Here is a 12,357-nt window from a genome sequence, read left to right as displayed (position 1 = left end):
CGCACCAGGGGTCACGATCCGCTGCCGCCGCTGCCTTTCTCGGTTTTTTCCAGGCGCTCCAGCACTTTGCTGGTGATGGCGATGCATTCTTTGGTGTCGCCCGAGGCCTGCGCGGCCTTGGCTTTGTCGACGTGCTCGGTCAGGGCTTTGTCCAGGCCTTCGGAGGTGGCGCCTGCAGTGGCCATGCTGTCATCGATCTTTTGCAGGTTGGTGGTGCAGAGGTCGTCGGCGGCAAACACCGGCGATGCCAACAAGGTGGCGGCCGCGAACAGGGCCGATAGCGCGGTACCTTTCATGGGTGTCTCCTTCTAAGGCCTCTGGAAGGTGGGCCTGTTAAGTGGACTGCGCAGATTTGGCGTGGGTTCAATCGGGATGCTGGCAGGGCGATATGATGCGGCTGTAGGGGGATTCTGAACTTGAAACTAAATGCTTCGTGGTGGATGGGTTTGGGAATTATCCTACTGGCGCTGCAGCGGTTTCTCTGTTGTCGATGATGGGCGTTGGGGCTAGTTTCCCTGGGTCGCTGAGGTTGGCGATCGGGTGTGAGAGCCCGGCGATTACATCGTGCCTGTGTTATGGCAGCCGTTCGTGGGCAGGCTTCGGCCTGGCCGGAATCCCGATGTTCGCCGGTCTCTCACCCCGCGTTCGGCTGCCGCCTTCTGTCTGTGAGAGGAAAGAGGGTGACGGCTCCGCATATGAGCTCGGAGAAATCACCATGAAGAAACTCGTTCCAGATCCACCCAGCCAAACGTCGCCACGTCCGTTCTATACCATCGACAACAAGGTCCCTTCACCGCAGGCGTTGCTGTACGCCATTCAGCTGATGCGCGGCATTGAAGACACATTGGACGAATACATTTGCGGCAATGCCGGTGAGCCGGGGATCGGCATGCTGGTCAATTCGGTGCATAACGTGCAGATGAGCAGGGCGTTGGCTGAGCTGGTGTTGGCGCGCGAGCCATGATGTTAGTCAGTTGAGGCCAGTGGGGTCGCTGTGCGACCCATCGCAGGCAAGCCAGCTCCTACAGGGGGGCGTGCAGCTTTCAAGGGCAGTGTTAGCTCTGAGGTAGGAGTGGGTGAGCAGGGTATTTTTGGTGCCTGTGCGATCGAGCGCCGCCCGCGCGGCGCATCGCGAGCAACGCTCGCTCCTACGTCTGTTTCGGGCCAGTCACGCCTGTGCCTGCCCGCGCGACCGCCTTGTTTGTTCGACGCGATATCGCGCCACGCACCAAAGGCGGTCGCGCGCATATGCCCCAGGAATAATTGGCCCGAAACAAACGTAGGAGCGAGCGTTGCTCGCGATGCGCCGCGCGGGCGGCGCTCGATCTCGCAGGCGCTGAAAACGCCTTGGCGAACACACCACCCACCACCCCTAACCGATGCTAGGCCTCAGATAACACGCGGGCGGGTGACGCGGTCTACCAGGTAGACCAGGCCGTGATAGTCGATGCCGCTGTGGCTCGACAACCCGATTTCGCAGGTGCGGCTGGTGGAAATGCCTTCGCTGCAATACTGCACCGCATCCTTCAGGCTGCGCAGCGCGTGGGCATTGAGCTCCGGCGTGGTGAAGCCTTTATCACCGGCAAACCCGCAGCAGTGAATACCTTCCGGGATCACCACCTGGTTGCTGCAACGCCGCGCCAGGTCGATCAGCGCTTGGCTTTCGCCCAGGTGCTGGGTGCTGCAGGTCACGTGCACGGCCACCGGCTCGTCCTGGGGGGTGAACTCCAATTTGTCCAGCAGGTGGGTGCGGATGAAGCGCACGGGGTCGTACAGGTCCAGGCGGGTGTCGCCCAGGTCTTGCACCAGGCGCAGGGTGCACGGGCTGGTGTCGCAGTAGATCGGGTCGAGCCCGCCGCGGCTGGCGTGCAGCAGGGCGTTGATCAGTTCCTGGCGCTTGTGCTCGGCCTGCTCTGGGTAACCTTTGGAGGCGAACGGCTGGCCGCAGCAGAGGCTGTCGGCGTTGTCGGGGAACACGACTTGGTAACCGGCTTTTTCCAGCAGGGCGCGGGTCTTGTCCAGCAGCGAGCTTTGTTCGCGGTCGGCATAGGCGGGGCCCATCACGCGCGAGACGCAGGCGGCCAGGTACACGACGCGGGGGCGGGCGTCGTTGCTCGCTGGGCCGAAGTCGATGGCGCGCAGCGGCTGGGGCATGGCGGGCGTCCATTGGGGCAGCCGGCCGTTGCTGGCGTTGCTCAGCGATGCGGTCAGGCGGCTTAGGCGTGGGGCGCCGAGCAGTTTGCGGGCGGTGTTGGCGGCGGTGAGGGTGAGGCGGGCGCCACTCAAGGCCGTGTGGAAATGGTCGGCCAGCCAGTCGGCGGTTTTTTCGTGCTCGGCGGCCTGGCTGCGCAGCTTCTTCACCAGCTCGCCGGTGTTGATGCCGACCGGGCAGCGCTGGGCGCACAGGCCGGTGGCGGCGCAGGTGTCGAGGCCTTGGTATTGGTAAGTCTTGAGCAGTTCGCGGGTATCGAGGCCGGCGCGTTTCTTGGCCTGGATATCACGCCACATGACGATGCGCTGGCGTGGGCTGAGGGTCAGGCCTTTGGAGGGGCACACGGGTTCGCAGAAGCCGCACTCGATGCACTTGTCGACGATTTCGTCGGCAGCCGGCAGGGGCTTGAGGTTTTTCAGGTGGATGTCCGGATCGGTGCTCAACACCACGTCGGGGTTGAGGATGCCGTTGGGGTCGAGCAGGCGTTTGAGTGCCCACATCAACTGGTAGGCGTCATGGCCCCACTCCAGTTCCACGAACGGCGCCATGTTGCGCCCGGTGCCGTGCTCGGCCTTCAGCGAGCCACCGAACTCCACGGCCACCAACTGTGCCACGTCGTCCATGAAGGCTTGGTAACGCGCGACTTCTTCGGCGCTGTTGAAGCCCTGGGTGAAGACGAAGTGCAGGTTGCCCTCCAGGGCATGGCCGAAAATGATCGCCTCGTCGTAGTGGTGCTTGTCGAACAGCTGGATCAGGCGGTTGACGCCCTCGGCCAGTTGCTCGACGGGGAAGGTGACGTCTTCGATGATTACTGTGGTGCCGGTCTGGCGCACGGCGCCGACGGCGGGGAAGGTGTCTTTGCGGATTTTCCACAGCTGGTTGTACACCGCTGGGTCTTCGCTGAACTCGACCTTTTGCTCCAGGGGGTAGTCGGCAATCGACGCCATCACGTGGTGCAGTTGTTCGTGCAGCAGCGTCTGGCTGGCGGCGCGGGATTCGATCAGCAGCGCGCAGGCATTGTCTGACAGGCCTTTTACCCACAGGGGCATGCCGGGCATGTTTTGCACCGAGCGCAGGCTACGGCGGTCGAGCAGTTCGACGGCGGAAACGGGCTGGCGCTTGAGCACGGTTACCGCGCGGCAGCAGCTCTCGACGCTGGGGAATACCAGCAAGGCGCTGGCCTTGTGCGGGTGGTCGGGCACGGTGTCGTAGGTGACGGCGCTGATGAAGCCCAGCGTGCCTTCAGACCCAACCAGCAAGTGCTGCAGGATATCGAGTGGCTGGTCGTAGTCCACCAGCGCATTGAGCGACAGGCCGGTGGTGTTCTTCAGCCGGTACTTGTGGCGGATGCGGTCTGCCAGTTCGGTGTTGGCGCGGGTTTCGCGGCCCAGGCGGGCCAGGGCTTCCAGCAGGTCGGCATGGGTGTGCTCAAAGGCCGCGACGCTGGCCGGGTCTTCGCTGTCCAGGCGGGTGCCGTCGGCCAGTACCAAGCGCAGGCCTGCGAGGGTGTGATAGGTATTTTGCGCAGTGCCGCAGCACATGCCGCTGGCGTTGTTGGCGACGATGCCGCCGATTTTGCAGGCGTTGATCGAGGCGGGGTCTGGGCCGATCTTGCGGCCATAGGGGGCCAGCCAGGCGTTGGCCTGGGCGCCGATGACGCCGGGCTGCAGGCGGATCTGCTCACCCTGGCCGCGGATCTCGCGGCCGTTCCAGTTGTCGCCGAGCACAATCAGTACCGAGTCGCTGATGGCCTGCCCAGACAGGCTGGTGCCGGCAGCGCGGAAGGTCACCGGCACGCGCTCGCGCTGGGCCAGCTGCAGCAGGCCGACCACTTCGTCTTCAGACTCGACGCGCACCACCAGCTTGGGGATCAGCCGATAGAAGCTGGCATCGGTGCCAAAGGCCAGGGTGGAGGTCGGGTCATCGAAACGGCGTTCGGCAGGTATCAGGCGCTCGACATCACGCAGGAACGCAGCGGGCAGGCTCATGCAATCTCCTCGCGGGGCCACGGCGTCTGGTGCGCCGCGTGCCCCGGTCAATCAGGCGGTGTTTCGTGGGGGCGCGTTCAGGCGCCCAGTTCGCGGACCAGCGAGTCGCGGGTGATTTCGCTGATCGACTTGGCACCGGTCAGCACCATGGCCACGCGCATTTCTTTCTCGAACAGTTCGAGCAGGTTCTTCACCCCGGCTTCGCCATGCACGGCGAGGGCCCAGAGGAAGGCGCGGCCGATCAGCACGGTGTCGGCGCCCATGGCGATCATGCGCACCACGTCGAGGCCGCTGCGGATGCCGGAGTCGGCGAGGATCTTCAGGTCGCCTTTCACCGCGTCGGCAATCGCCGGCAGGGCGCGGGCGCTGGACAACACGCCGTCGAGCTGGCGGCCGCCGTGGTTGGACACGACGATGCCGTCGGCACCGAACTTGACCGCGTCGCGGGCATCGTCGGCATCCAGGATGCCCTTGATGATCATCGGGCCTTCCCAGAAGTCGCGGATCCACTCCAGGTCTTTCCAGGAGATCGACGGGTCGAAGTTGTTGCCCAGCCAGCCGATGTAGTCGGCCAGGCCCGTGGGGTTGCCACGGTATTTGGAGATGTTGCCGAGGTCATGCGGGCGGCCCATCACGCCGACGTCCCACGCCCATTCAGGGTGGGTCATGGCTTGCAGCACGCGGCGCATCGGCCCGTTTTTGCCGCTCATGCCGGAGTGGGCGTCGCGGTAGCGGGCGCCGGGTACGGGCATGTCGACGGTGAACACCAGGGTCTTGACCCCGGCCGCCTTGGCCCGCTCCAGCGCATTGCGCATGAAGCCGCGGTCTTTGAGCACGTACAGCTGGAACCACATCGGCCGGTTGATGGCCGGGGCGACTTCCTCGATCGGGCACACCGACACCGTGGACATGGTGAACGGGATGCCATGGGCTGCGGCGGCGCGTGCGGCCTGGACTTCACCACGGCGGGCGTACATGCCGGTCAGGCCGACCGGGGCCAGGGCCACGGGCATGCTCAGGGTTTCGTCGAACAGCTGGGTTTCCAGGCTGAGCTCGGACATGTTCTTCAACACGCGCTGGCGCAGGGCGATGCTGGCCAGGTCCGAGACGTTGTGGCGCAACGTGTGCTCGGCGTAGGCGCCGCCGTCGGCGTAGTGGAAGAGGAAGGGGGGCAGCTTGCGTTGGGCCGCGGCGCGATAGTCGGTAGAGGCGGAAATGATCATGGATTCTCGCAGCGTTGCTTGAGGGGAATGCCGGGCGCAGCGTGGCGCCCGGCCCCTTTCACTTTAGTGATGAACCAGCATGCCGGTCAGCCAGTAAGCCTGGATCAGGGTGATCAGGCCCACGATGGTGGCGAAGAACAGGCTGTGCTTGACGGTGAAGCGGAACAGGTCGGATTCCTTGCCTACCAGGCCGGTGGCGGCGCAGGCCACGGCGATGGATTGTGGCGAGATCATCTTGCCGGTCACGCCGCCGCTGGTGTTGGCGGCCACCAGCAAGGTGTCGTTGACCCCGATCTGGTGTGCGGTGGTGGCTTGCAGCGAGCTGAACAGGGCGTTGGACGAGGTGTCCGAGCCTGTCAGGAACACGCCCAGCCAGCCGAGGAACGGCGAGAAGAACGGGAACGCGGCGCCGGTGCCGGCCAGGACCAGGGCCATGGTCGAGGACATGCCCGAGTAGTTGGTGACGAAGGCGAAGGCCAGCACCATGCCGATCGACAGGATGGGCCAGCGCAGTTCCCAGAACGTCTCTTTGAAAGTGGTCAGACCAGTTTTGAAGTTGATCTTGAGCACCGCCATGGAGATCAGCGCCGAGAGGAAGATCGCGGTGCCGGTGGCGGAGATCGGGTCGAGCTTGAACACCGCTGGCATGGCGGTCGGCGCGGCAACGATCGGCGCGGTCTTGATCACCAGTTGGTCAAGGTGCGGGATGGCGAAGTTGAACACGAAGTTGTACATCGCACCGCCTGGCGCGAATGCGGCCTTGAATGGCTTCAAGGTCCAGATGGTGACCAGCACGGTGAGGATCAGGAACGGCGACCAGGCCTTGAAGATCTCGCCGAAGCTGTAAGGGCTTGGCTGGCTGCCGCCGGATTGCACGACGGCGGCACCGACGCTGCCTTTGGCTTGTGCGAACGAACGCTTGGGCTGCCAGACTTTGAGGAACAGGGTCAGGCAGATCAGGCTGGCCAGGGCCGAGGTGATGTCCGGCAGCTCTGGGCCGATGAAGTTTGAGGTGAAGTACTGGGTAACGGCGAAGCTCAGGCCGGCGACCAGGGCGGCGGGCCAGGTTTCTTTCACGCCGCGCAGGCCGTCCATCATGAACACCAGCCAGAACGGCACGAACAGCGACAGCAGCGGCAGTTGGCGGCCGGTCATGGCGCCAATGTGGAAGGCGTCGATGCCGGTGACCTGGCCGGCCACGATGATCGGGATGCCCAGCGCGCCGAAGGCCACCGGCGCGGTGTTGGCGATCAGGCACAGGCCGGCGGCGTACAGCGGGTTGAAGCCCAGGCCCACCAGCAGTGCGGCAGTGATGGCCACCGGGGCGCCGAAACCGGCCGCGCCTTCGAGGAAGGCACCGAAGCAGAAGCCGATCAGCAGCACTTGCAGGCGCTGGTCGTCGGTGATCGACAGCACCGAGCTGCGGATCACTTCGAACTGGCCGCTCTTGACCGTGAGTTTGTACAGGAACACCGCGGCAACGATGATCCAGGCAATCGGCCAGAGGCCGTAGAGGAAGCCATAACCCGCGGCGGCCAAGGCCATGTCGACAGGCATCTGGAAGGCGAAGATCGCCACCAGGATCGACAGCGCGAGGGTGATGCTGCCGGCGACGTGGCCTTTGAGGCGGAACACGGCGAGGGCGAGGAAGAAGAACACGATAGGGATGACCGCCGCCAGCGCGGACAGGCCAAGACTACCAAGCGGGCTATAGAGTTGTTGCCAGGTTTGCATATGGGGTGGCCCCTAATTGTTGTTGGTCAGCACTGGCATTGGATAATTGGTAAGACCAATTTACAATGTCTGGGCGCTAGGTTAAAAGCGCTGTCGTGGGTGTGTCAATTTGTCCGACACAAAACTTTGGTCGCGTGCCGATGAGTGGGCGTCTGATGGCCTTGGAAAAACCCAGGGTGATGGGTGTGTGCGCGGCGCGGATCGGCGAGAATAGGGCCCCCTGAAATTTGCCGGGGGTTTGTGGAGAGCATGTGATGGTTTTTGATCAGGTCCGCCAACGGCGCCTGTCCGACGACATCGTCGATCGGTTGGAAGGGATGATTCTCGAAGGCACGCTGACCTCGGGCCAGCGCTTGCCGGCTGAGCGCGTTCTGGCCGAACAGTTCGGTGTGTCGCGCCCGTCACTGCGTGAGGCGATTCAGAAGCTGGTGGCCAAGGGGCTGCTGATCAGCCGCCAGGGCGGTGGCAACTTTGTTGCTGAATCGCTGGGGTCGACGTTCAGCGACCCGCTGTTGCAGCTGCTTGAGCACAGCCCTGAAGCGCAGCGCGACCTGCTCGAATTTCGCCATACCCTTGAGGCGTCCTGCGCGTATTACGCGGCCCAGCGCGCCACCGAGCCTGACCGTGCACGGCTGAAAGAGGCTTTTGACACGCTGCAGGACTGCTACACCCGCGTTGACGAAGTGACCCGGGCAGAGGAGGGCGCCGCTGACGCGCGCTTCCACCTGGCGATAGCCGAGGCCAGCCATAACGCGGTCTTGCTGCATACCATCCGCGGTTTGTTCGACCTGCTAAAGCGGAACGTGGTGACCAATATCGGTGGCATGTACCAGCAGCGGACTGAAACGCGGGACATGCTGATCAGTCAGCACCGGGAGCTGTACCTGGCGATTGTCGAGGGCAGGGCGGAGGATGCGCGGGAGGTTTCCAGCCGGCACATTTTGTATGTGCAGGAGGTGCTGGAGGAGGCGCACGAAGAGGCCCAGCGCGTGGCGCGGGCGGAGCGGCGCAGCGGGCGCTGAGGTTTGCGTTTGCAGCACGGGCCTCTTCGCGGGGCAAGCCCGCTCCCACAGGTAACCCACCGAATTTGAAGGCAGTGGGTTGTCTGTGGGAGCGGGCTTGCCCCGCGAAGAGGCCGGAACAGGCTAAAGAAGATCTAGTCTTCCTTGCCCTTGTTACGCACGGCACGCTGCAGCTCGCGGTTGGAATCGCGTTCGCGCACGGTGTCGCGCTTGTCGAATTCCTTCTTGCCCTTGCCAAGCGCGATCTCGCACTTGATCAGGTGCTTGCTCCAGTACAGCGCCAAGGCCACACAGGTGTAGCCTTTCTGCGCCACGGCCGCTTCCACCCGCTCGAGCTCGCGCTTGTTCAGCAGCAGCTTGCGTGAGCGGATAGGGTCGGCGATGACGTGGGTGCTGGCCGTGGTCAGCGGGGTGATGTGGCTGCCGAACAGCCAGGCTTCGCCATCCTTGAGCAGCACGTAGCTGTCGGTCAGGTGCGCCTTGCCGGCCCGCAGGCTCTTTACTTCCCAACCGGACAGGACCAGCCCGGCCTCGAACTTGTGTTCGATGAAGTAATCGTGTCGCGCTTTCTTGTTTTGCGCGATGGTCCCGGTCGGATGTTTCTTTTGTTTAGCCATAGGGGCGGCATTATAGGCAACTCGATGCGTGGTCGGCTATGGGATTTCGGTGTGCTTGAGCCACCGCAATGAATACCGGACAATACAGGCCCTGTCGTAGGTACAGAACCTGCTTTTGGCACGCTGCGAAGCGCCGCCACCCAGCCTTGGAAGTGACGCCTGGATGACTACCCATATTCAACGCTCCGCCCTGCTGCCGTATCCCGCCCAGGCGCTTTACGATCTGGTCAATGACGTGGCCAGCTATCCGCAATTTCTGCCGTGGTGCTCGGCATCGACGGTCATCGAGGCCAGTGACACGCACATGCGCGCCAAGCTGGAGGTTGCCAAAGGCGGCATGAGCCAGCATTTCGTCACGCGCAATGTGCTGGTGCCTGGGCAGTCCATCGAAATGAACCTGGAAGAGGGGCCGTTCTCCCAGCTGCACGGTGTGTGGGTGTTCAAGCCACTGGGCGAGAAGGCCTGCAAGATCAGCCTGGACTTGTCCTTCGATTATGCCGGGCCGCTGGTGCGGGCCACGTTGGGGCCGCTGTTCAATCAGGCCGCCAACACCTTGGTAGATGCCTTCTGCCAGCGCGCCAAGCAGCTCAATAGCTGAGTAGTGGCGCACAAAAAAGCCCGGGCCAAGGCCCGGGCTTTTTTATGACCGCCGCGCTTACTGCGGGGAGGTTTCCAGCGGTGCCGGCGTCGGGACCGGAGTGGTCTCGATGGTGTCGATCTCGCGCTGGATGGATTCTTCCACCGAACCGGGTTTGGCCGGTTTCTCTTCAGGCTGTGGCGCGGCCTGGTCTGGCTGGGTCGCCGGGCTGACCGTGGTGTCGCTGCTGCCACCGAGGATTTCCTGGTCGCGGCTCACACCTGGCATGAAGTCGCCAGACAGGCTGACCAACTGGTCGCTTTCGTTGAAGAAAATGCTCATGCGCTCTTGCTGGCGTTTTCCACCACCAGGCTGCAGGCTGTACAGGTAGTCCCAACGGTTGGTGTTGAACGTGTCCTGAATCAGGGGGTTGCCCATGATAAACCTTACTTGCCGTCGGGTCATTCCCGGGCGTAATTGGTCTATCATGTCCTGCGTGACGACATTGCCCTGCTGGATGTCGATTTTGTAAACCCCGGGAAACGAGCAACCGGCGAGTGCGAGCAGTCCCACTAGGGTGAGGCTGGTTAGCAAGAGCTTGGTGTTTTGCATCGGTGGGCGACTTCCACTATCTTGGCTGGACAACGTAAACCCCGATCATACCCGTATTAAGAGAAGCTGCGAAGCAGCATCGGCGAGAAAGCTGACCATGGTTGAAAATAGCGAATTACGCAAAGCCGGTCTCAAGGTTACCCTGCCTCGAGTAAAGATCCTTCAGATGCTCGATTCTACCGAGCAGCGTCACATGAGTGCCGAGGATGTCTACAAGGCCTTGATGGAAGCTGGTGAGGACGTCGGCCTGGCCACCGTCTACCGCGTACTGACCCAGTTCGAAGCGGCGGGTCTGGTGGTTCGCCACAACTTCGACGGCGGTCATGCGGTCTTCGAACTGGCGGATGGCGGTCACCACGACCACATGGTCAACGTGGAGAACGGTGAAGTCATCGAGTTCATGGATGCTGAAATCGAGCGGCGTCAGCGCGAGATCGTGGCCGAGCATGGCTACGAGCTGGTGGACCACAACCTGGTCCTCTATGTGCGTAAGAAAAAGTAACGATTTCGATCGTTATAAATAGCAAAGGCGACCTTCGGGTCGCCTTTGTGCTTTTTGAGTAGACCAGTCACTAAGCCTTGCCGCTGACTACCATCTTGCGTGCATGTGCCAGGGATTCCTTGGTCAGGTCGATGCCGCCTAGCATGCGCGCTACTTCCTCGACCCGTTCGCGTTTACCCAGGCTGGCCACCGCCGTGTGGGTGGTGTCGCTATGGCGCACCTTGTGCACGAACAGGTGGTGATGCCCTTGTGCCGCGACCTGCGGCAGGTGGGTTACGGTCAGTACCTGGCCGCGGTCACCCAGCCGGCGCAGCAGTTGGCCGACGATCTCGGCGGTGGGGCCGCCGATGCCGACGTCGACTTCGTCGAACACCAGGGTGGGGATGCGCGAGGTCTGTGCAGTGATCACCTGGATCGCCAGGCTGATGCGTGACAGCTCGCCACCCGAGGCGACCTTGGCCAGGCCTTTGAGTGGCTGGCCGGGGTTGGCGCTCACCAGCAGTTCGATTTGCTCAAGGCCGTGGGGCGACAGGTCGTTGCCTTCGTTGGGGGTAAGCTCGATGCAGAAGCGCCCACCCGGCATACCCAGGCGTTGGACTTCTTGCTCGACGGCAACCGCCAACTGTTGCGCGGCCTGCTGGCGCAAGGCGCTCAGCTCGCGAGCCCGCTCTTTATAGTGCTGGGCATAGGCGGCCAGCTCTTCGCCCAGGCGCTCGATCGATTCGTCGCTGGCGTTCAAGCCTTCCAGCTCTTCCATCAAGCGCTGCTGCAGATGCGGCAGTTCGGTGGGGTGCACGCGGTGTTTGCGGGCCAGGGTGTAGATAGTGTCGAGGCGCTCTTCCAAGGCCTGCAGGCGCATGGGGTCGGCGTCGAAGTGATCCAGGAAGCGGTTGAGCTCGCCCACGGCTTCTTCGACCTGAATCTGCGCGCTGGCAATCAGGTTGGCGGCTTCGCCCAGTGCCTTGGGTGAATTGGTGGCGGCGCCCAGCCGATTGAGGCTGGAGGTGAGGGCGCTGAGCACATTGCCCGAGTCGCTCTCGCTGCACTGGTCGATGACCTGGCGGCAGATGCCGAACAGGGCTTCGGCGTTGGTCAGGTTTTTGTGTTCCTGCTCCAGCTGTACCAGCTCGTTTTCGCCCAGGCCGAGGTTGTCCAGCTCCTCGAGCTGATAGCTCAGCAGTTGGTGGCGGGCGCGTTGCTCGTCACCGGAATTGGACAGGCGCTCCAACTCCAGGCGGGTCTGGTTCCAGCGCTTGGCGGCCAATTGCACCTGGCGGGCCAGGTCGATGGCACCGGCGTACTCGTCCAGCAGGCGCCGATGGGTGTCGGTTTTGAGCAGCGACTGGTGCTCGTGCTGGCTGTGGATGTCGATCAGCAGTTCGCCAAGCGATTTGAGGTCGCTGAGCGGGCAAGGCGTGCCATTGATGTAGCCACGGCTGCGGCCTTCGGCGGTGATCACCCGGCGCAGGATGCACGGGCCGTCGTTGTCCAGGTCACGCTCGGCCAGCCAGGTGCGGGCTTCGGGGATGTCTGCCAGGTCGAAGGTGGCGAGGATGTCTGCCTTGTCTGCACCGGGGCGCACCACGCCGCTGTCTGCGCGGTCGCCGAGGGCCAGGCCGAGGGCGTCGAGCATGATCGATTTGCCTGCGCCGGTCTCGCCGGTGATGACGGACATGCCGCGGGCAAGTTCGAGGTCGAGGTGTTCGACGATGGCGTAGTTGTGAATGGACAGGTGCACCAGCATGGGGGCGGCTCCCGAAGGTTCAGGTCTGGTTATTTATACAGTACTTTTTTCCACCCTGACAATGCCCGCTTAGAGATTCTCATGTGGCCCGGAAAACCACGCTGCCCCTTGAAGCTGGTTTTTCCG

General features: G+C 63.2%; 11 protein-coding genes. 4 read left to right on the top strand and 7 right to left on the bottom strand.

Annotation, left to right across the window (positions count from 1 at the left end):
- Nucleotides 1–11: 11 nt before the first annotated feature.
- Nucleotides 12–296, bottom strand: a complete 285-nt coding sequence (locus tag ACMCNM_RS24385; RefSeq protein ID WP_085274245.1) for a hypothetical protein — start codon at nucleotides 294–296, stop codon at nucleotides 12–14.
- A gap of 419 nt (nucleotides 297–715) precedes the next feature.
- On the opposite strand from ACMCNM_RS24385, the gene ACMCNM_RS24380 reads away from it, so the two are divergent.
- Nucleotides 716–964, top strand: coding sequence for a hypothetical protein (locus tag ACMCNM_RS24380; RefSeq protein WP_412765571.1), 249 nt, complete (start codon nucleotides 716–718; stop codon nucleotides 962–964).
- 425 nt (nucleotides 965–1,389) lie between these two features.
- Here the strand turns inward: ACMCNM_RS24380 and ACMCNM_RS24375 are convergent, their stop codons facing one another.
- From ACMCNM_RS24375 to ACMCNM_RS24365, 3 genes are all read right to left on the bottom strand, one after another.
- The gene (locus ACMCNM_RS24375; protein WP_412765570.1) at nucleotides 1,390–4,200 is read right to left on the bottom strand and encodes an FAD-binding and (Fe-S)-binding domain-containing protein; all 2,811 of its coding nucleotides are present in this window, start codon (nucleotides 4,198–4,200) and stop codon (nucleotides 1,390–1,392) included.
- A gap of 77 nt (nucleotides 4,201–4,277) precedes the next feature.
- On the bottom strand, nucleotides 4,278–5,423 hold the full coding sequence (gene lldD / locus ACMCNM_RS24370; RefSeq protein WP_027595047.1) for an FMN-dependent L-lactate dehydrogenase LldD: 1,146 nt from the start codon (nucleotides 5,421–5,423) through the stop codon (nucleotides 4,278–4,280).
- Between the two features lie 63 nt (nucleotides 5,424–5,486).
- Nucleotides 5,487–7,157 carry a lactate permease LctP family transporter gene (locus ACMCNM_RS24365; RefSeq protein ID WP_085274242.1) on the bottom strand — a complete coding sequence of 557 codons (1,671 nt, stop codon included), beginning with the start codon at nucleotides 7,155–7,157 and terminating at the stop codon, nucleotides 5,487–5,489.
- Between the two features lie 254 nt (nucleotides 7,158–7,411).
- On the opposite strand from ACMCNM_RS24365, the gene ACMCNM_RS24360 reads away from it, so the two are divergent.
- A complete protein-coding gene (locus tag ACMCNM_RS24360) occupies nucleotides 7,412–8,179 on the top strand; it encodes an FCD domain-containing protein (RefSeq protein WP_099455351.1) in 768 nt (255 codons plus the stop codon).
- Between the two features lie 134 nt (nucleotides 8,180–8,313).
- Here ACMCNM_RS24360 and smpB read toward each other — a convergent pair whose 3' ends face one another.
- The gene (gene smpB / locus ACMCNM_RS24355; protein WP_012312633.1) at nucleotides 8,314–8,796 is read right to left on the bottom strand and encodes an SsrA-binding protein SmpB; all 483 of its coding nucleotides are present in this window, start codon (nucleotides 8,794–8,796) and stop codon (nucleotides 8,314–8,316) included.
- Nucleotides 8,797–8,959: 163 nt separating this feature from the next.
- Between smpB and ACMCNM_RS24350 the strand changes: the two genes are divergently transcribed.
- A complete protein-coding gene (locus ACMCNM_RS24350) occupies nucleotides 8,960–9,394 on the top strand; it encodes a type II toxin-antitoxin system RatA family toxin (protein ID WP_027595044.1) in 435 nt (144 codons plus the stop codon).
- Between the two features lie 57 nt (nucleotides 9,395–9,451).
- Here ACMCNM_RS24350 and ACMCNM_RS24345 read toward each other — a convergent pair whose 3' ends face one another.
- Nucleotides 9,452–9,985, bottom strand: coding sequence for an outer membrane protein assembly factor BamE (locus ACMCNM_RS24345; RefSeq protein WP_412765569.1), 534 nt, complete (start codon nucleotides 9,983–9,985; stop codon nucleotides 9,452–9,454).
- 97 nt (nucleotides 9,986–10,082) lie between these two features.
- On the opposite strand from ACMCNM_RS24345, the gene fur reads away from it, so the two are divergent.
- Nucleotides 10,083–10,487 (top strand): ferric iron uptake transcriptional regulator, encoded by a 405-nt coding sequence (gene fur / locus ACMCNM_RS24340; RefSeq protein ID WP_027595042.1) that lies wholly within the window; start codon nucleotides 10,083–10,085, stop codon nucleotides 10,485–10,487.
- Between the two features lie 70 nt (nucleotides 10,488–10,557).
- Here fur and recN read toward each other — a convergent pair whose 3' ends face one another.
- Nucleotides 10,558–12,231, bottom strand: a complete 1,674-nt coding sequence (recN, locus tag ACMCNM_RS24335) for a DNA repair protein RecN (RefSeq protein ID WP_099455350.1) — start codon at nucleotides 12,229–12,231, stop codon at nucleotides 10,558–10,560.
- Nucleotides 12,232–12,357 lie beyond the last annotated feature (126 nt).

It is taken from the genome of Pseudomonas sp. NGC7, assembly GCF_047159675.1.
Lineage (GTDB): Bacteria > Pseudomonadota > Gammaproteobacteria > Pseudomonadales > Pseudomonadaceae > Aquipseudomonas > Aquipseudomonas kermanshahensis.
This window is presented reverse-complemented; position numbering and strand designations above follow the sequence as displayed.

Coding starts and splice junctions, on each gene's coding strand:
- ACMCNM_RS24385 (WP_085274245.1), bottom strand. CDS start 296: ATGAAAGGTACCGCGCTATCGGCCCTGTTCGCGGCCGCCACCTTGTTG.
- ACMCNM_RS24380 (WP_412765571.1), top strand. CDS start 716: ATGAAGAAACTCGTTCCAGATCCACCCAGCCAAACGTCGCCACGTCCG.
- ACMCNM_RS24375 (WP_412765570.1), bottom strand. CDS start 4,200: ATGAGCCTGCCCGCTGCGTTCCTGCGTGATGTCGAGCGCCTGATACCT.
- lldD (WP_027595047.1), bottom strand. CDS start 5,423: ATGATCATTTCCGCCTCTACCGACTATCGCGCCGCGGCCCAACGCAAG.
- ACMCNM_RS24365 (WP_085274242.1), bottom strand. CDS start 7,157: ATGCAAACCTGGCAACAACTCTATAGCCCGCTTGGTAGTCTTGGCCTG.
- ACMCNM_RS24360 (WP_099455351.1), top strand. CDS start 7,412: ATGGTTTTTGATCAGGTCCGCCAACGGCGCCTGTCCGACGACATCGTC.
- smpB (WP_012312633.1), bottom strand. CDS start 8,796: ATGGCTAAACAAAAGAAACATCCGACCGGGACCATCGCGCAAAACAAG.
- ACMCNM_RS24350 (WP_027595044.1), top strand. CDS start 8,960: ATGACTACCCATATTCAACGCTCCGCCCTGCTGCCGTATCCCGCCCAG.
- ACMCNM_RS24345 (WP_412765569.1), bottom strand. CDS start 9,985: ATGCAAAACACCAAGCTCTTGCTAACCAGCCTCACCCTAGTGGGACTG.
- fur (WP_027595042.1), top strand. CDS start 10,083: ATGGTTGAAAATAGCGAATTACGCAAAGCCGGTCTCAAGGTTACCCTG.
- recN (WP_099455350.1), bottom strand. CDS start 12,231: ATGCTGGTGCACCTGTCCATTCACAACTACGCCATCGTCGAACACCTC.